We start from the raw sequence: 18,420 nt of genomic DNA on the forward strand, positions 1-18,420 counted from the left end.
TATACTGGAGTCCCGTACTCCGACCCGACCGACCATGGCCCAGCCTTCCGCCCGCGACCGCATCCTCGACACCGCCAAGCGCCTGTTCTACCGCGATGGTTTGCGTGCCACCGGCATCGACCGGATCGTCGCCGAGTCCGGCGTCGCCAAGATGTCGCTGTACCGCCATTTCCCATCGAAAGACGACTTGATCGCCGCTTTCCTCGACTGGCGCCACGCGCACTGGACGGCGTGGTTCATGGCCGCCGTCGAGGCCCGGCTCGTGCGCGGGCAAGGGCTGGCCGCCGTCGCGGACGCGCTGGGCGAATGGTTCGCCCAGGACGATTTCCGCGGCTGTGCCTTCATCAACGCCGTCGCGGAGACGGGTGCGACGGACGACCCGCGCCACCTGGAGCAGGCCGTGCGCCACAAGCGCGACCTGCAGCGCTATCTCGGCGACGTGGCCTCGCGGCTGGGCCTGGCCGCGCCGGACGACGTCGCGGAAGAAGCGATGCTGTGCGTCGAGGGCATGATCGTGCGGGCGCAGATGGGGGCCGACCCGAGGATCGTGGCGGCGGGCCGGCGCCTGCTCAACCGCATCGAACACGCTGCCACGGCGCGCTAGCCGGAGCGCGGCGCCGCTGCGCGCCAGGTTGACATCCGTTGCCGTAACGATCAGTATTGGCCGCGCTTCAGCCGTCCCTTTTCACCAGCCGACGAGCCGCCCGTGTCCCGCAAAAAGAACAGCCGCCAGTGGGCCCGCCTGCGCATCCTGTGCCATGCGGGACTGGACCTGATGACGATCGCCCAGGATGCATTTGCGCTGCTGCGCGAGCTCGTTCCGAACACGTGCGCCGAGCTGGCATTGCGCGTAGAGCCGGCCGGTGCGGCGCCCGCGCCGGACGCGCCCTATGTGCAGGTGCTGCCGCCGCCCAGCGGCTATGCGTTCCGCGACCACGCGGGCTTCACGGCGCCGTGCACGCCCGCGCTGCATGCGCTGCAGGTGCCGCTGGAGAACGGTAGCCGCCGGCTCGGCGGGATCACGGTGTGGCGCCACGACGATCCGCCGTTCGACCGTCACGACGAGGAAGACCTGCAGCGCGTGGCGACCTATTTCGAGCACGTGCTGCGCAACGCGCCCGAGCTGGCGGCCGGCGGCGCCGGCGTCATCGAGGACGAAGCGATGCTGCTGGCCACCGTCGACGGCCAGATCCTGTACCTGAGCGATTCCGCCGGCGCGCTGCTCGATCAACTGGCCGCGCAGGAACGCCAGGCGTTCGACCGCCGCACCTTGCCGCCGTTCTGCCTGCGCTTGGTCGAATCCGTCGCGTACGGCGACCGCTATCCGTGGCTGCTGCCGCTCGGGACCCTCGCCATGGCGGGCGGCGTCCTGGAGGCGCGCGCGCAATGGATGCGCGCCGGCGGCGCCGCCGCGCTGCATGCCGAGGACCCTGCCTACATCCGCACGATCGGCATCTTCATGAAGTTCGTCGTGCCGCTGCCGCTGCGCATCTGGCGCGCCATCGGCTCCGTCGAGTTGTCGCCGCAACAGGCCGAGGTCGCGTTCTGGATGGGCGTGGGCGGCGGCCGCGAATCGGCGCGCGCCAACATGGAAGTCAGCGACGCCGTGCTGCGCGACTGCGTGAAGGCCGTCTACGAAAAATTCGGCTGCTCGTCCGAGGCCGGCTTGCTGGAGCTGCTGCGCCCGCCCATCTCGCGCATGTGACTCATCCGCATTCCACCCCATGCGTGGGGCTGGGCCGGCATACGCGCCGTCCTTATCATGTTTTCAAGCTCGAAGCAGGGACCCGGTGAAAGGCTCGGTCCTTGCCTGCCGCCTCATCACGAACGAACGGAAACGATCATGAAATTCCGCAGTGCCCTGGCCGCGATGGCCCTGTGCCTGTCCCTCGATGCCACGCGGCGACAGGGGGATCGTGGTGGGGTTGTCGCTGCTGGGGTTGTCAGTGGCGAGGGGATGGCGGCGCGGCGCTTGAGCCTACAATAAAAGCGATACACCGCCGTTCCCGTGCCGCGGCTCGGGAACGGCGCGTGGGGGATGATGTTTTATCGCGCACACATCGCGCTGTAGCCCGGCAGGAACGACCCCGTCGGCACGGGGGCCGCATGCGGTTGCAGCGTGAGCCAGGCGAGCAGGAACGCGATGCCGCCGGCCGCGCACGCGGCGCGCCGTGATACGTGACGCATCGTGCGTCTCCCTTGTCGTTGTTATGGTCCTGCGCAAAAAAAAGCCCGCCGGAGGGAGGCGGGCCAAAGGGACGTATTCAGTCGAGTTTCCACACATAGGCGAGTTTCGCCCAGCCGGCCTGTGGCGTGCCGTTGCTCGTCGCGGGCTTGAACGTGCACAGGCTCAGGGCGTTGACGGCGGCGCGGTCCAGGTCGCGCGAGCCGCTCGAGTGCTCCACGCGCGCCGAACTCACGCGGCCGTCCGCGCCCACCAGCAGGGCCAGCGTCGTCATGCCCGTGTCGCCGCGGCGCGCGGCTGCCGCCGGGTAGTCGGGCAGGGCGCAGCCGTTGGCATCCGCGAACACGGCCGTGTGCATCTGGCCCGGGTTGGCGCTCGGCGGGGCCGCCGGTTCGGGCGGCGCCTCGGACGGCGCGGCCGGGAACGGCGACGGATCGGATGCCGTCGTCGCCGTGACGGGCGCCGGCACGGGCGGCGGGGCCACGTCCACGTCGACCTTCGGCACGACGATGTCCGGCGGCGCCATCTGCGGCACGGGTTTGGGCGGCTCCGGCGGCGGCTTCGGCGGATCGGGCTGTTGCGGGTCGAGCATCACCAGCACCTGGTTCGGCAGGCTGGACAGCGAAATCTTCTTCGTATTGATGCTGTGGACGAACATCGCGCCGAGGGCCACGTGCAGGCCGGCGACGAGGGCGATCTTGACGGCCTTGCCGTCGGGGCGGCTGCCGCTCGAGAGAGTCGTGAATTGCATGGCCATCCTCCTTCTTGTTGTTGCCGGCATTGCCGGGCGTAAATCGGAGTGAAGCGGAATATCCAACTGACGGAATAAATATATGCTATATCCTAGCAATTGGTAAAGCGATTTCGTAGCAAGATGTAATTCCACTTGCTCGCCCGTCATGACTCTCCCCATGGGAAAATGGTTGCGGCCTGCCTCGCGCACGATGCTGTTGTGTGGAATAATCGGCATTGTGCTTTCGCTTGAAAGCAGAAGCAGCCTGGAGAATCGAACGTGCAGAAAGAGCAAAAGCCGATCCGCGTGATGTTGGCGGACGACCACCCGATCGTGATGACGGGGTTCGCGATGTCGTTGTCGGCGCAAGGAATGGAAGTGGTGGGCCAGGCGAAGAGCCCGAGCGAAGCGGCCGCGATGTATGCGGAATTCCGGCCGGACGTGGCCGTGCTCGACATCCGCTTCGGTACCGAGCTGACTGGCATGGATGCGGCGCAGAACATCCTCCGGAACGACCCGAAGGCCAAGATCGTCTTCCTCAGCCAGTTCGACCAGGACAGCCTGATCAAGGAAACCTACCGCCTGGGCGCGCACGCGTTCGTCACGAAGGATTGCGACCCGGCCGACCTGGCCGACGCCGTGCGCCACGCGCATGCGGGCAAGCTGTACTTCCTGCCGCAGATCGCCGAGCGCCTGGCCAGCCTGGCCGTGCGCGGCGACGTCTCGCCGCAGTCGCAGCTGGACGAGCGCAGCCTGGAGATCTTCAAGCTGATGGCCGAGGGCCTGACGAACGTGGAGATCGCCGAGCGGCTGAACCTGTCGACCAAGACCATCAGCAACATCAGCCAGTCCGTGAAGGAGAAGCTCGGCGTGCACCGGCAGGCGTACATCACCAAGCTCGCCGTCAAGCATGGCTTGATCGAGCCCTGATCCGTGTTGCCGCCGTGTCGTCGTTCATGTTTCGCCGGGTGAAAACGGGCTTGCTGGCCGCGCTGGTCGGGTTGGCGCTGAGCGCCAGCGCCCACGCCACCACCACGCGTGAGATCAAGCAGGAGCCCGTGCAGGGCTACCGCTACCAGATCGTCACGACGGACGACAGTGCCATCACGCGCCGCATCGTCGACGACATGGTGCGCCGCCTCGTCCCCGTGTTCGCCGTGTTCCGCACGGAGCTGGCCCAGCACCGGCGCATGCTGTACGTGACGGTGGGCCCGGCCGCGCTGCGCGAGGTGGCGCAGCGCCGCTGCGACTGCGTCGTCATCTCCACGTTCACGTCGAGCCAGGTCGTGCGCTCGATCCTCGGCACCTTGCCGGCCGCGCGCGCCGCGCTGTTCACGGCCGTGTACGCGGAACCGGCGCCGGCCGACCAGCTGCGCCTCGTCGCGCTGCTGTACCGCCGCCCCGTGCGCGTGGCCGCGATCCTCGGCCCGGACACCGCCTTCCTCAAGCCGGTGCTGGAGAACGAGCACGTGAACGTGCTGCAGGCCGACCCGGACGAGGACATCAACCGCCTGCTGGGCCAGATCGCCCAGACCGACGTGCTGCTGGCGCTGCCCGACAGCGCCGTCTACAACACGGAAAACTTCCGCAACATCCTGCTCTCGACCTACCGCCACAAGCAGGGCGTGATCGGCTTCTCGGCCGACATGGTGAAGGCCGGTGCGCTGGCGACGACGTATTCCGAGGTCGAGGACATCAATGCCCAGGTCGCGGAGATCGTGGGCAGCTACGTGGCCGGCGGCGAACTGCCGGCGCCCCAGTTCCCGCGCTACTTCCACACCATCGTCAACGAGGGCGTCGCGCGCTCGCTCGACGTCGAGGTGGCCGACAACGTGCGCAATTTCGCCCGGCCCGTGCCGGCGCACCAGCCATGAAACGACCCACCGCCCTGCGCGACGCCTCGCTGCGCGCCGCCGCCCTCCGATCGGCAAAACTCCGTCCGGCGAAGCTGCGTCCGGGCGCGCTGCAGTTCTGGCGCGGCTGGAGCATCGGCCTGCGCATGGCGTTCATCACGATGCTGCCCGTGACCCTGCTGTTCACGTCCTTCGTCTGGTACTCGTGGTACGCGCACCGCGCGCAGGTCGACGAGGAACTGGCGGAACGCGGCCGCATCCTCGCGCGCGCGCTGGCGGAAACGAGCGAATACAACGTCATCTCCGGCAACCTGTCGGACCTGCGCCTGACCGTGAACGGCCTCGTGCAGTCGGACAGCAGCGTGTACCGCATCGACGTCGTCGACATGAACGGCCAGAGCGTCGTGCCCGTCGTGTCCGAACATCCGATCGAGGCGGAGAACCGTTCGTTCGAGGCGCCGATCCGCAAGCAGGTCGTGTGGATCAACCTGTTCTCCGACAACGGCACGCCGCACGTCTCCGCCTCGAGCGACACCCGTCCGCCGACACTGACCACGGAGGTCGTGGGCCTCGTGCGCGTGACGATGTCGCCGACGAACATGCTGGCCAAGCAGCTGCACCGCTTCCGCGTCGAGCTGGCGATGGCCGCACTGGCGCTGGCCGCGAGCGGCGCGCTCGCATACATCCTCGCGCGCAGCCTCACCGTGCCGCTGCGCGAGGCGATTTCCGTGCTGCGGCGCATCCGCGGCGGCAACTACCGCGTGCAGCTCCCCGTCACGACCGGCGGCGAGGTGGGCGAGCTGCAGGCGTCGATCGGCGACATGTCCGTGGCGCTGGACCAGTCGAAGCAGGACCTGGAAAACAAGGTGGCCGAGCGCACGCGCGACCTGCTCGCGTCGCGCAACGAGGCGCTGCGCGCCGATGCCGACAAGCGCAAGCTGATCCAGAAGGTCAACAGCATCATCGAGGACGAGCGTAAATCCATCGCGGTCGAGATCCACGACGAATTGAACGCGTCGCTGATCGCCGTCCGCCTGGAATCGCAGACGATCCAGCAGCTCGCGGCGAAGGCCACGCCGGGCGAGGAGATCGACCAGATCCGCGCCAAGGCGCAAGCCATCACGAAGCTCGCGCTGGACCTGTACGCGAACGGCCGCCGGCTCGTGCGCCGCCTGCGTCCGGAAGTGCTGGACATGCTCGGGCTGCACGGCGCCGTCGAGGAGATGGTCAGCCACTACCGCAGCAGCTCCGGCGTGCATTTCGAATTCGAGTCGCAGGGCGACTTCTCCAAGATCGGCAACGAGCTCGCGATCTCCGCCTACCGCATCGTGCAGGAAGCGCTGTCGAACATCATGAAGCACTCGCACGCGGGCTTCGCGCGCGTGAGCCTCATGCTGTCGGACGAGGATGGCGCGCTGCACATCGAAGTGCAGGACGACGGCGAAGGCTTCGATCCGGCCGTCGCGTCCGAAGGCATCGGCATCATCGGCATGCGCGAGCGCGTGTTCGCCCTCGGCGGCGGCATCCACGTGCAGTCGCGCCCGGGCGAGGGCACCCTCGTCGCCATCACCTTGCCGCTGACGGGTGTGCCTGCTGTCTGAAAGCGCTAACTGAGGTAAATTAGCGACCTCGGTTACTCCACAAGACAACACCACACCATGCTCAACGCCATGCAGACGCCCTTCGAGAAGGGCAACCAGAATCAGACCACGACCTGGTCCGATTGCATCGCCTGGTACGACGACCTCGCGCGCCAATACCCGCACGTGCTGCGCTTCTTCGTTGCAGGCACCTCGGACGCCGGCGTGCCGATCCACGCGGGCGTCGTCTCCGCCGACGGCGTGTTCGACCGCGCGCAGATCAAGGCCGCGCACCGCCCCGTCTTCTTCAACAACAACGGCATCCATCCGGGCGAACCGGAAGGCGTCGATGCGTGCATGGCGCTCGTGCGCGATTTCTGCCAGCAGCCCGACCGCCTCGCGGCGCTGGGCAAGACCGTGTTCCTGTTCGTCCCGCTGTACAACGTGGACGGCGCGTTCAACCGCGCCGCTACGTCCCGCGTGAACCAGGACGGACCGGAGGCGTTCGGCTTTCGCGGCAACAGCCGCCACCTCGACCTGAACCGCGACTTCGTCAAGTGCGACACGTTGACGGCGCAGACCTTCAACAAGCTGTTCACGGAATGGGACCCGGACGTGATGGTCGACACGCACACGTCCAACGGCGCCGACTACAGCTACACGATGACCCTGATCCCGACCCAGGCCGACAAGCTGGGCGGGGACCTCGGTACCTTCTTGCGCGACACGATGCTGCCGGCGATGTACGCGCAGATGGACGAACGCGGCTGGCCCATGTGCCCGTACGTGAACCCGGTCAAGGACAGCCCGGAGGACGGCATCGCCGACTTCCTCGAGACGGCGCGCTTCTCGACGGGCTATGCGGCGCTGCACGACACGATCGGCTTCATGCCCGAGACGCACATGCTGAAACCCTTCGCCGACCGCTACCACTCGATGCGCGCGCTCGTCGAGACGGCGCTGGACTTCACCGTCGCCCACGGCGCCAAGATCGTCGCGCTGCGCCGCGCGGCGCGCGCGGCCGGCCGCACGCGCCGCGAGTGGCCCGTGCACTGGGCCATGGACGAGGCGAATCCGTCCACGTTCCGCTTCAAGGGCTATGCCGCGAAGTACAAGGCGAGCGTGCTGGGCGACTACGAGCGCCTGTACTACGACCGCAACGAACCGTACGAGCGCGACATCGCGTACTACAACCGCTTCGCCGCGGACGTTGTCGTGCCCGCACCGCGCGCCTACGTCGTGCCGCAGCAGTGGCGCGAAGCGATCGAGCGCCTGCGCTGGAACGGCGTGAAGCTCGAGCGCGTGGATGCCGAGCGCACGCAGGACGTGTCCGTGTACCGCATCGCGTCCGTGAGCGCGCGCGCGCATGCGTACGAAGGCCATATGTTCCACGACGACGTGCAGCTCGAGCGCGTGCGCGAGACGGTCACGCTGCGCGCCGGCGACTTCATCGTCCCGCTCGACCAGGACCAGGCCCGCTACGCCGTCGAGACGCTGGAACCGCAGGCCCACGACAGCTTCTTCCGCTGGGGGTTCTTCAACAGCGTGCTGGAAAAGAAGGAAGCGTATTCGGACTATGTGTTCGAGGACGAGGCCGAGCGCCTGCTGGCCGCCGAGCCGGAACTCGCGGCGAAGTTCGACGCGTGGAAGGCCGCGCATCCCGACCTGCTGAAGGACCAGGGCGCGGTGCTCGACTTCATCTTCGCCCAGTGCGAGCGCTGGCGCGAGCCGGAATGGCGCCGCTATCCGGTTTTCATGATCGACCAATGACACCAAGAAGAAAGAGGAGAACCATGCACTACAAGATCGCCGCCGCGCTGGCGGGCGCGCTGACCGTCGCCGGAGCGGCATCCGCCGCGCCTTCGGCCGGCCAGGCCTATTTCGAGCGCAACTGCGCCAGCTGCCACACGGCCGATGCCGGCATGGCGTCGCGCGCGGGTCCGCCGCTGTTCAACGTCGTGGGCCGCAAGGCCGCGTCGGCGCCGGGCTACAACTACACGGACGCGTTGACGAAGGCCGGCGCCGCCGGCAAGACGTGGACGCGTGCGGAGCTCGATGTGTTCCTGCGCGACCCGGCCAAGGACGTGCCGGGCACCGCGATGCCGGTCGCGATCGCGGACGCGAAAGAGCGTGCCGCCGTGATCGACTATCTCGCGGCGCAGAGCGGCAAGACGGCCGCACCGGCTGCGGCCAAGGCGGCGACTGGCGAACGCGCGGGCGCCTGGACCGAGGACAAGCCGGGCGACCTGCACCACGTCACCGTCGACCAGCTGGTGGCGCCGTATGCCAGCGAGAGCGCGGGCAACGGTCCGAAGCTCGCGCAGCGCCCCGAGGACGCGCTGCCGGCCGTGGCGAAAGGCTTCAAGGTCACCGTGTTCGCCGCCGACGCGGGCCACGCGCGCTACGCGCTGCGCGCGCCGAACGGCGACATCATCGTGTCCGACGCGAGCCGCGGCACCGTCGGCGTCCTGCGCCCGGACCACGGCGGCGACAAGGCCGGCGAGATGCGGGTGTTCGCGAGCGGCCTGTCGCGCCCGTACGGCCTCGCGCTGTGGCCGGCCGCGCATCCGCAATACCTGTACGTGGCCAACGCGAATTCCGTCGTGCGCTTTCCGTATTCTGTCGGCGACGTGAAAGCCAAGGGCAAGCCCGAGACGATCGTCGCCAAGCTGGTCGACGGCATGGGCAACCACATCACGCGCACCTTGGCGTTCTCGCGTGACGAGAAGACCCTGTTCGTCTCGGTCGGCTCGGCCACCAACGTCGCGGAAGGCATCGGCAGCAAGCCGCCGCAGCCGCTCGCGCAATGGGAGGCGGAACACGGCCTGGGCGCCGCATGGGGCGTGGAGACCGACCGCGCCACCGTGCTCGCGTTCGACCCCGACGGCAAGCACCGCCGTAACTACGCCAACGGCCTGCGCAACTGCGTGGGCATGTTCGTCCACCCGGACTCGGGCGACCTGTATTGCAGCGTCAACGAGCGCGACGAACTGGGCGACAACCTGCCGCCCGACTACGTCACGCGCGTGAAGCAGGGCGGCTTCTACGGCTGGCCGTGGTACTACCTCGGCGCGCACGAGGACCCGCGCCTGAAGGGCGTGCGCCCCGACCTGAAGGACAAGATCACCGTGCCCGACGCGCTGCTGCAGGCGCATTCCGCGCCGCTGGGCATGACCGTGTACCACGCCCCTTCAGGCGCGCAGCACGCGTTCCCGAAAGAGTACGACGGCGACATCTTCCTCGCGCTGCACGGCTCGTGGAACCGCGGCATCCGCACCGGCTACAAGGTCGTGCGCGTGATGATGAAGAACGGCGCGCCCACGGGCCAGTACCAGGACTTCATGACCGGCATGGTGCTGTCCGACCGCGACGTGTGGGGCCGTCCAGCCGCCGTGACGGTGGCGGCGGATGGCGCGCTGCTCGTCGTCGACGATGGCGGCGGCGTCGTCTGGCGGATCGCGCCGGAGAAGTGATAAGAAAACCTTAAGCCGGCTCGCCGATGATGGCGTCAAGAGATGTCCGACCCATCATCAGGAGGCAAGCATGAACGATTCATCCCTGTTGTCCAGGCACGGCAAGGTCCTCGTGTGGGACCTGCCCGTGCGCGTATTCCACTGGCTCCTGGCGGCCAGCTTCGCCGGCGCGTGGCTCACTGCGGAGCACGAGCGCTGGCGCCTGCTGCACGTGACCCTCGGGTGCACCGTGCTCGCGCTGGTCGTCCTGCGCATCGCGTGGGGCTTGTTCGGCACCCGCCACGCCCGCTTCGGCGACTTCGTGCGCGGGCCCGGCACCGCACTGCGCTATCTCGGCGGCCTCGTACGCGGCAAGCCGCAGCACTACCTCGGCCACAACCCGGCCGGCGGCATCGCGATCGTCGCGCTGCTGGCGCTGGGCGTCAGCGCCGCCGCCACCGGCCTGGCGACCTATACGCTGGGCGACGCCTACGAACACGTCCACGAAGTGCTGGCGAACGTGATGCTGGCCCTCGTCGGCGTGCACGTGGCGGCCGTCGTCGTGTCGAGCTGGCTGCATCGCGAGAACCTCGTGACGGCGATGTTCAGTGGCCGCAAGCGCGGCGCGCCCGCCGAGGGCATCGCCAGGCCGTGGCGCGGCCTCGGCATCGCGCTGCTGGTGGCCGTACTCGGGTTCTGGGGCTGGCAACTGAGCCATCCGGCGGACGGCCTCGGCGCCATCGCGACACCCGAGGGGCGGCACGGCCATGGCGGAGACAATGACGATTGAGCCGCCGCGTGGGAGAATGAGCGCATGCATATCCTGCTCGCGGAAGACGACCCCCTGCTCGGCGACGGCCTGCGCGCCGGCTTGCGCCAGCTCGGCTTCCAGGTCGACTGGGTGCAGAGCGGCGACGCGGCCGAGCGCGAACTGCGCGCGCAGGACTATGCGGCGGCCGTGCTCGACCTGGGACTGCCGCGCAAGGACGGCATGGACGTCCTCGCCGCCCTGCGTGCCGCCGGCCTGGCCACGCCCGTGCTCGTGCTGACGGCGCGCGACGCCGTGCCGGACCGCATCCGTGGCCTCGACGCGGGCGCCGACGATTACGTGGTCAAGCCCATCGACTTGCACGAACTGGCCGCGCGCCTGCGCGCGCTCGTGCGGCGCGCGCACGGGCAGCCGCGCGAGCGCCTGCAGGCGGGCGACGTCGAACTCGACCCGGCCGCGCGCACCGTGCGCAAGGGCGGCACGCAAGTTTCGCTGTCCACGCGCGAATTCGACCTGCTGCATGCCCTGATGCTGAATGCGAACCGCGTGCTGACGCGCGACCAGCTGGAACAGCATCTGTACAGCTGGGGCCAGGAAGTGGAGAGCAACGCCGTCGAGGTGCACGTCCACAACCTGCGGCGCAAATTGGGGAGCTCGTTGATCCAGACGATCCGCGGCGTCGGCTACGTCCTGCCCGACCCTGCCACCACATGAGCCGCGTGGCCCCATCGCTGCAGGTGCGCCTGCTGGGCCTGATGTTCGGCGTGCTCGCGGCGCTGTGGGCCGCGACGCTTGCGCTGACGCTGTCCGACACGCGCCACGAACTCGACGAGCTGCTCGATGCGCACCTGGCCCAGTCGGCCTCGCTGCTGCTCGTGCAGGACGCCGATAACGACGGCGACGCCGAGGCGCGCGATGCGCCCGTCCTCCACCATTACGCGCCGCGTGTCGCTTTCCAGGTGTGGCGCGACGGGCGGCTCGTCCAGCGTTCCGCCAACGCGCCCGGGCAGTCGTTCGGACCCGCCTCGGGGCGCGACGGCTTTTCGTCTGTGCGCGTGGCGGACACGGACTGGCGCGTGTTCGCCGCCTACGATCCCGCGCGCCGGCGCCAGGTTTACGTCGGCGAGCGGCCGGGCGCCCGCGACGAGATCCTGCGCGCCGTGCTGCGCGGCGTGTCGTGGCCGCTGGCGCTCGCGCTGCCCGTGCTGGGCCTGGCCACCTGGTGGACCGTCAGGCGCGGCCTCGCGCCGCTGCGTCGCTTGGGAGGCACGCTGGCGGCGCGCGGTGCCGACGCGTTGGAACCCGTCCCCGCGGAGGGCATGTTCGCCGAGATGCTGCCGCTCGCGACATCGCTGAACGACCTGCTGCGGCGCATCGCCGATCTGCTGGCGAACGAGCGCCGCTTTACGGCCGATGCGGCGCACGAGCTGCGCACGCCGGTCGCAGCCATCCGCATGCAGGCGCAGGTGGCGCGCGCGGCGACGGACGGCGCGGCCCGCGCGCGCGCTCTCGACGGTCTGCTTGCCGGCTGCGATCGCGCCGCGCGCCTGATCGATCAGTTGCTGACACTCGCGCGCGTGGAATCCGCCCAGGCGCCCGACATGGCGACCGTCGACCTGGCGGCCGTCGTGCGCGGCGTGATGGCGGAGCTGGCGCCGACCGCGCTGGCGAAGGGGCAACAGTTCGAGCTGGACGCGCCGGAGCCTTGCGCTGTGCGCGGGAACGCGTTGCTGCTGGCGGTCCTCGCGCGCAACCTCGTCGACAATGCCGTGCGCTATGCACCGCTGGGCGCGCCCGTGTGTGTGTGCGTGCGGCGGGAGGGAAACGAGATTGTGCTGGACGTCGAGGACGGCGGTCCGGGTCTGGACGATGCGGGGCTGGTGCGGCTCGGCGAACGCTTTTATCGCCCGGCGGGCAGCGCGGCGCCGGGCAGCGGTCTCGGATGGTCGATCGTGCGGCGGATCGCGGCCGTGCATGGCGCACGCGTGGACGTGCGGCGCTCGGCGCGATGGGGCGGATTGGCCGTCGGCGTGAGGTTCGCCGCCGGCCATCCATCGTGATGCGCTACTTGGATTCGGCGATCCAACGATCCACCTTCTTTTCCAGCAGCGCCAGCGGCAAGGTGCCTTCGCCCAGCACGATCTCGTGGAACTTGGGGAGGCTGAATTTCGGACCGAGCTCTTTTTCCGCGCGGGCGCGCAGTTCCTGGATCTTCAGCGCACCGATCTTGTAGCCCAGCGCCTGCGCCGGCCACGCCATGTAGCGCTCCGTCGCGTTGCGCGCGGCGGCTTCCGTGTAGCCCAGGGTCTCGCGCATGTACTGGATCGACTGCTCGCGCGTCCAGCCCTTCGCGTGCATGCCCGTGTCGACGACGAGGCGCACGGCGCGCAGCATCTCGTCGTTCAGGTGGCCGAACCAGTCTTCCGGCTTGTCGTACAGGCCCATCTCGGTGCCCAGCGTCTCCGCGTACAGCGCCCAGCCTTCGGTGAAGGCGTTGTTGCCGCCGAACTTGCGGAAGTCCGGCAGGCCCAGCTCCTGCATCAGCGCGATGTGGAAGTGGTGGCCCGGCTGGCCCTCGTGCAGGAACAGCGTGACCATGCCCGTGCTGCCATACTCCGTGGGGTCGTTCACGACGGACCAGAACACGCCCGGCCGCGAGCCGTCGGCGGCCGGCGGCGTGTAGTGGTCGGACGCCGTCGCGCGCGACAGCTCCGGCTCCAGGCGCAGGTCGAGCGGCGTCTTCGGACGCAGCGAGAACAGCGCGGGCAGCTTCGTCTGCAGCTGGGCGTTCAGCTTGCGGTACACGTCGATGATCTCGCCCTCGGTCTTGAACGGCTTGTACTTCGCCTGTTCCGACACCCACGTCGGCAGGCCGGACGCCGGCCCGTTATAGCCCATCTTCGGACCGATGCGGGCATATTCGCCCTGGATGCGCGCGACTTCCTTCAGGCCGATCTGGTGGATCTGTTCCGGCTGCAGGTCCGTCGTCGTCTGGCTCGCGACGCGCGCGAGGTACCAGTCCATCCCGTGCGGCAGCGCGCTCCAGCCCGTGCTCGTGCGGCAGGCCGGCAGGTAGTCGTGCTCGACGAAATCGGCCAGGCGTTTCAATGCCGGATTCAGCCTGCCGGCGATCGTGCTGCGATAGGCGGCCGCGAGCTTTTTCTTGTCGGCGTCCGAGAATCCGGACGGGAAATTCTTCACGGGCGTGTAGTAGATGCTGTCTTCGGCCTTGGCGGCCACCAGCTGCTTGAACTGGGGCAGGGCGGCGACCATGACCGCCTTCGGCTGCACGACGCCGGTCTTCATCCCCTCGCGCATGTTGGCGATGGCCTGGTCGATCCAGGGACCCAGCTGGGTCAGGCGGTTCAGGTAGGCGCGGTAATCCTTCACGGTCGCGAGGGGCTGCGCCTGCTGGCCGCTGCTGTAGTTCGCGAGCGTGACGGGCAGCGCGTCCATCTGGTTCAGCGGCAGCAGGTGCTCGGGGAACGGTTCGAAGCGCAGCGCCGTCGTGAGTTCGTAGTCGAGGATGTCGTAGCTCGTCTGGTCGCGCTGGGCGAGGCCGTCGCGGCGGATCGTGTGCAGGCGTTTCAGGTAGTCCCGGTACAGCGCGAACTGGTGGGCACGGTTCTTCGGCGCGATCGACATGCCGATCTGGTCGGCGTAGCGGTTGTCGCCGCTCTCGCCGGCGGAGACGGGATCGAAGCGCGCCAGCGCATCCCAGTATTCGTCGGCCAGCTTGTTCAGTTTTCTGGATTCGGAGGTGCTCGCGGCGCTCGTGGCGCCGGCGCTGGCCGTGGGCTGGGTCGCGGTGTCGGCGACGGCCGGCGCGCAGGCGATGATGCAGGCGGCGGCGAGGGTGCCCAGTGTGAAGATCTGTTTCATGTGTGTTCTACGTGATGAAGATGAAAGTAGCCACGCGGTTCAGTAATTGGCCAGCGGCGCCAGTTGACCGCCCTTGAAGCTGTAGACCGTGACCGCGGTCTTCTTCAGGTTGCCGCTCGCGTCGTAGCCGTACGTGCCGGCTACGCCCTGGTACGTCATCGTGTGCAGCTGCTTGCCGACGGCGCCGGCGTCGGTCGTGTTCGCGGCCTGGATGGTCTTCGCGATGAACATCGTCTGGTCGTAGAACGAGGGCGCGTACACGTCCGGGTCGTGCTGGAAGCGCCGCTTGTAGCGGGCCTTGAACGCGGGGCCGCCGGCCTGCTTGTCGAGCATCGCGCCGGCTTGAGCACACATCACGTTCTCGCCGACGGCGTCGCCCCCCAGCTTGGCCATCTCCGGGCTGCATAGCGTGTCGCCGCCGAGCAGGCGCACGTTCGCCATCCCCAGTTGCTTCATCTGGCGCGCCATCGGGGCGGCCTGCGGCGCATAGCCGCCGAAGAAGATGGCGTCCACCTTCTTCGCGCGGAACGCGGTGAGGACGGCGGAAAAATCGCTTGCCTTGTCGGTCGTGAATTCGCGGCCGGCCACGCTCACGCCGGCGGTGCGCGCCTGCTTCGCGAATTCGTCGGCGATGCCCTGGCCGAACGCCGTGCGGTCGTCGATCACGCCGACCGTCTTGATTTTCAATCCCTTCGCGGCGTACGACGCCATCGACGCGCCCACCTGGCTGTCGCTGGCGACGATGCGGAAGACGTTCGGGTAGCGCGCCTGCGTGATCTTGGGGCTCGTGCCCACGGTCGACATCAGGATGCCGGCGTCGTTGTAGACGCGCGAGGCCGGGATCGCGACGCCCGAGTTGTAGGGCCCCAGCACGAACTTGACGCCGGCGTCGGCGAATTTCTGCGCGACGCTCACGCCCGCTTTCGGATCGCCCTGGTCATCCTCGGACAGCAGTTCGAATTTCAGGGTCTTGGCGCCGACCTTGAGCTTTTGCGCGTTGAGTTCCTCGACCGCGAGGCGCACGCCGTTCTCGTCGTCCTTGCCGGCGAAGGCGTTGGCGCCCGACAGCGGGCCGCTGACGCCGATGCGCACGACCTGGTCCTGGGCGAGCGTGGAGGTTGCGGTCGCGAGCAGGATCGCTGCCAGCGCCACGGTGTTGATGGTTGATGCCATGCGTTGTCTCCGTTGTTAATCAACGGTCGCCATCATCGCATACTCGAACGGGCGCGCGGTCGCGCGGGCGCGCAAACAGCTTAAGCCGGCAGCCCGTGCGAGATCAGTTCCAGCGGCAGCGCGGTGGTGCACTTGATCTGCTCCATCGAGAACGCGGAGGAGACGCCGGACAGCTGGGCCGTCTTGATCAGCTTTTTGTAGAAGCGGTCGTAGCCGTCGATGTCGGTCGTGACGACCTTCAGCAGGTAATCGACGTCGCCGCTCATGCGGTGGAATTCGAGGACTTCAGGCAGCGCGATGACGGCGGAGGCGAAGCGCTCCAGCCATTTTTCGTCGTGCTCGTTGGTGCGCACGCTGACGAACACGGTAACGGGCAGGCCGACCTTGTGGCGGTTGACGATGCTGACCCGGCTTTCGATGTATCCCTCTTCCTCGAGGCGCTTGACTCGCTTCCAGCACGGGGTGCTGGACAGCCCGACCTTTTCGCTCAGGCCGGAAATCGACAGGGTGGCATCCGCCTGCAGCGCAGCCAGAATCGCGCAGTCGTATTTGTCGAGTGAATTCATCTTGTCCATGTCACGATTTCTAGAATGTTCGTTCTTCAGCCAAGGAAAAATCAAAGATTCTTTAGTACGTCATTTTTCGCACTAAACCGTAACATATTACTCAACAATCGCGCTCATGGCGCATTTATTTTTGGACTTTTAGCAATTATTTTATGGCCTCCGACATCTACCTCGACGCAAACGCCACTTCGCCGGTCCTGCCTGCCGCAATCGCCGCGGCCGTCGACGCGATGGAGGCCCAGTTCGGCAATCCGAGCAGCAGCCACGCCACCGGCCTGCGCGCCAGGCGCATCCTCGACGCGACCCGCGCGCGGGCGCGCCGCGTGCTCGGCGCGGGGCCGGGCCGCGTGCTGTTCACGAGCGGCGCCACCGAAGGCATCCAGACCGCGGTGCTGTCCGCGCTCGTCGCCGTGCGCGAACGCCGCGCCGCGGGCGAATCCTGCGGCGACCTGCTGCTGTACGGCGCCACCGAACACAAGGCCGTGTCGGAAAGCCTCGCGCACTGGAACCGCCTGCTCGGCATGGGCCTCACGCTCCGCGCCTTGCCCGTCGACGAGACGGGACGCCACCGGCTGGACGTCCTCGGTGCGCTGGCGCCGCGCGCTGCGCTGGTCTGCACGATGGCGGCCAATAACGAGACGGGCGTGATCTCGGACCTGGACGGCATCGCGCGCACCTTGCGCGCCTGCGGCAGCAAGGCCTACTGGATGGTCGACTGCGTGCAGGCGCTGGGCAAGCTGCCGCTCGACCTCGCGAACACGCGCATCGACTACGCGCCGTTCTCGGGCCACAAGCTGCATGCGCCGAAAGGCATCGGCATCCTGTACGTGCGCGACGGCGCGCCGTACACGCCGCTGATGATCGGCGGCGGCCAGGAAGGCGGGCAGCGTTCCGGCACCGAGAACATGGCCGGCGTCGCCGCCCTCGGCGCGGTGCTGGCCGCGCTGGAAGACGGCGGCACGTTCCGCAGCCACGCCGAACTGGCCGCGCTGCGCGACGGGCTGGCGGCCGCCCTGCGCGAAGCGTTTCCCGGCGTCGTCTTCAACGCGCCGTTCGAGCACACCTTGCCGACCACCTTGAATTTCGCCGTGCCCGGCGTCTCGAGCCGCGACCTGCTCGACCTGTTCGACGCGGCCGGCGTGCGCGTGAGCGCCGGGTCGGCGTGTTCCGCCGCCAAGGCCGCGCCCAGCTACGTGCTGGACGCGATGGGCCTGCCGTCGTGGCGCAGCAGCGGTGCCGTGCGCCTGTCGATCGGGCCGCTCGCGGACGACGCCTTCGTCGCCGCGGCCTGCGCGCGCATCCGCCACTGCGGCGAGGCGCTGCGCACGCGGGCGCTGGCGGCCGGGTCGTCCGGCGTCATGCAGGTCAGCGGTGACGGCCGCCACGGCTGGATCGTGTTCGACGGCGACGCCTGCGTCGTGATCGATCCGCCGCGCGGACAGGCCGGCCGCATCGCCGCGCTCGCGCGCGACGCGGGCCTGCGCGTGCTGGCCGTGCTGGGCAGCGGGGCCGATGCCGACGGCGCCGCCGAGCTGCGCGCCGCACTCGGCCTCGAAACGGACGATCCGCTCGACTGGCCCGCGGCATGCGGCACCGTCGCGCTGGACGACGGCAGCCATGCGGATTGCATCGCCATCGGCACCGCCGTGCTGGCCCGCCTGCCGCAGGGCGAGCGCACCGTCTACCTGCTGGGTACCGCCGACGCGGGCCGCCTGTCCCGCACCGCCGTGCGCCAGGTCTTCGGCGCCGTCGATGCGAACGTCCTCGCCCGCGTGGTACACGATTCGACCGTGCTGTGTCACGGCGCCGACACCGACGGCCTCGCGTGCGCGACGCTGGCCGCATCGTCCGACGCCGGCGCGCCCGGGCAGCTGCATCCGGAAACGCTGGACGTGTTCCTGCGCCGCCACGCCGATGCGCTGCTCGTCGACGTGCGCGAAGCGTTCGAGGCGGCGGCGGGCCCGATGGTCCTGCACGGCCGCGCGGCGGACAACGTGCCGCTGTCGCGCCTGGCCGAGCATGTGGCGGCATGGTTGACGGCACCCGCGCGGCCCATCGTGTTCGTGTGCCGCAGCGGCAACCGCAGCGCCAAGGCGGCCGCATGCCTGCGCCGCGCGGGCCATGCGCACGCGTGGACGGTCGTCGGCGGGATGGCGCTGGCCGGCGCGGCGTGAACACCTCTGTACGCTAACGCACGGTTTCGCAGCGCCTGATTGCTTAGCATGGC

Annotated in this window: 16 protein-coding genes; 11 read left to right on the plus strand and 5 right to left on the minus strand. The window is 68.7% G+C overall.

The window, feature by feature from the left end; translation table 11 throughout:
- The first annotated feature begins 34 nt into the window (after positions 1 to 34).
- Positions 35 to 604 (plus strand): TetR/AcrR family transcriptional regulator, encoded by a 570-nt coding sequence (locus HAV22_RS06865; RefSeq protein ID WP_166857874.1) that lies wholly within the window; start codon positions 35 to 37, stop codon positions 602 to 604.
- A gap of 102 nt (positions 605 to 706) precedes the next feature.
- Entirely contained in the window at positions 707 to 1,705 is a 999-nt protein-coding gene (locus HAV22_RS06870; RefSeq protein ID WP_166857876.1) for a hypothetical protein, read from the plus strand.
- Between the two features lie 341 nt (positions 1,706 to 2,046).
- Here HAV22_RS06870 and HAV22_RS06875 read toward each other — a convergent pair whose 3' ends face one another.
- Complete coding sequence (locus HAV22_RS06875) at positions 2,047 to 2,187, minus strand: hypothetical protein (protein WP_166857878.1); 141 nt, start codon at positions 2,185 to 2,187, stop codon at positions 2,047 to 2,049.
- A gap of 77 nt (positions 2,188 to 2,264) precedes the next feature.
- Positions 2,265 to 2,936 carry an energy transducer TonB gene (locus HAV22_RS06880; RefSeq protein ID WP_166857880.1) on the minus strand — a complete coding sequence of 224 codons (672 nt, stop codon included), beginning with the start codon at positions 2,934 to 2,936 and terminating at the stop codon, positions 2,265 to 2,267.
- A gap of 261 nt (positions 2,937 to 3,197) precedes the next feature.
- On the opposite strand from HAV22_RS06880, the gene HAV22_RS06885 reads away from it, so the two are divergent.
- The 8 genes from HAV22_RS06885 (at position 3,198) to HAV22_RS06920 (ending at position 12,632) form a co-directional block, all read left to right on the plus strand.
- A complete protein-coding gene (locus HAV22_RS06885) occupies positions 3,198 to 3,848 on the plus strand; it encodes a response regulator (protein WP_025511700.1) in 651 nt (216 codons plus the stop codon).
- 38 nt (positions 3,849 to 3,886) lie between these two features.
- On the plus strand, positions 3,887 to 4,792 hold the full coding sequence (locus tag HAV22_RS06890) for a hypothetical protein (RefSeq protein ID WP_166857882.1): 906 nt from the start codon (positions 3,887 to 3,889) through the stop codon (positions 4,790 to 4,792).
- A complete protein-coding gene (locus HAV22_RS06895; protein ID WP_166857884.1) occupies positions 4,789 to 6,372 on the plus strand; it encodes a sensor histidine kinase in 1,584 nt (527 codons plus the stop codon). The genes HAV22_RS06890 and HAV22_RS06895 overlap by 4 nt, the downstream gene beginning before the upstream one ends.
- 57 nt (positions 6,373 to 6,429) lie before the next feature.
- Positions 6,430 to 8,121, plus strand: coding sequence for a M14 family zinc carboxypeptidase (locus HAV22_RS06900; protein ID WP_166857886.1), 1,692 nt, complete (start codon positions 6,430 to 6,432; stop codon positions 8,119 to 8,121).
- Between the two features lie 23 nt (positions 8,122 to 8,144).
- Positions 8,145 to 9,824 carry a PQQ-dependent sugar dehydrogenase gene (locus tag HAV22_RS06905; protein ID WP_166857888.1) on the plus strand — a complete coding sequence of 560 codons (1,680 nt, stop codon included), beginning with the start codon at positions 8,145 to 8,147 and terminating at the stop codon, positions 9,822 to 9,824.
- A 70-nt stretch (positions 9,825 to 9,894) separates the two neighbouring features.
- Positions 9,895 to 10,593: a cytochrome b/b6 domain-containing protein gene (locus HAV22_RS06910; protein WP_166857890.1), complete on the plus strand. Its 699-nt coding sequence runs from the start codon at positions 9,895 to 9,897 to the stop codon at positions 10,591 to 10,593.
- A 24-nt stretch (positions 10,594 to 10,617) separates the two neighbouring features.
- Positions 10,618 to 11,286, plus strand: a complete 669-nt coding sequence (locus tag HAV22_RS06915; protein ID WP_166857892.1) for a response regulator transcription factor — start codon at positions 10,618 to 10,620, stop codon at positions 11,284 to 11,286.
- Complete coding sequence (locus HAV22_RS06920) at positions 11,283 to 12,632, plus strand: ATP-binding protein (RefSeq protein WP_166857894.1); 1,350 nt, start codon at positions 11,283 to 11,285, stop codon at positions 12,630 to 12,632. Before HAV22_RS06915 ends, HAV22_RS06920 begins: the two co-directional genes overlap by 4 nt.
- Before the next feature lie 4 nt (positions 12,633 to 12,636).
- On the opposite strand, the gene HAV22_RS06925 is transcribed toward HAV22_RS06920, so the two are convergent.
- The 3 genes from HAV22_RS06925 to HAV22_RS06935 form a co-directional block, all read right to left on the minus strand.
- On the minus strand, positions 12,637 to 14,454 hold the full coding sequence (locus HAV22_RS06925; RefSeq protein ID WP_166857896.1) for a DUF885 domain-containing protein: 1,818 nt from the start codon (positions 14,452 to 14,454) through the stop codon (positions 12,637 to 12,639).
- A gap of 39 nt (positions 14,455 to 14,493) precedes the next feature.
- On the minus strand, positions 14,494 to 15,627 hold the full coding sequence (locus HAV22_RS06930; protein WP_166857898.1) for a branched-chain amino acid ABC transporter substrate-binding protein: 1,134 nt from the start codon (positions 15,625 to 15,627) through the stop codon (positions 14,494 to 14,496).
- An 80-nt stretch (positions 15,628 to 15,707) separates the two neighbouring features.
- Positions 15,708 to 16,193, minus strand: a complete 486-nt coding sequence (locus tag HAV22_RS06935; protein WP_091670470.1) for an Lrp/AsnC family transcriptional regulator — start codon at positions 16,191 to 16,193, stop codon at positions 15,708 to 15,710.
- A gap of 152 nt (positions 16,194 to 16,345) precedes the next feature.
- On the opposite strand from HAV22_RS06935, the gene HAV22_RS06940 reads away from it, so the two are divergent.
- Positions 16,346 to 18,367, plus strand: a complete 2,022-nt coding sequence (locus HAV22_RS06940) for an aminotransferase class V-fold PLP-dependent enzyme (protein ID WP_166857900.1) — start codon at positions 16,346 to 16,348, stop codon at positions 18,365 to 18,367.
- Positions 18,368 to 18,420: the final 53 nt, after the last annotated feature.

This window comes from Telluria antibiotica (assembly GCF_011682055.1).
Taxonomy (GTDB): domain Bacteria; phylum Pseudomonadota; class Gammaproteobacteria; order Burkholderiales; family Burkholderiaceae_D; genus Telluria; species Telluria antibiotica.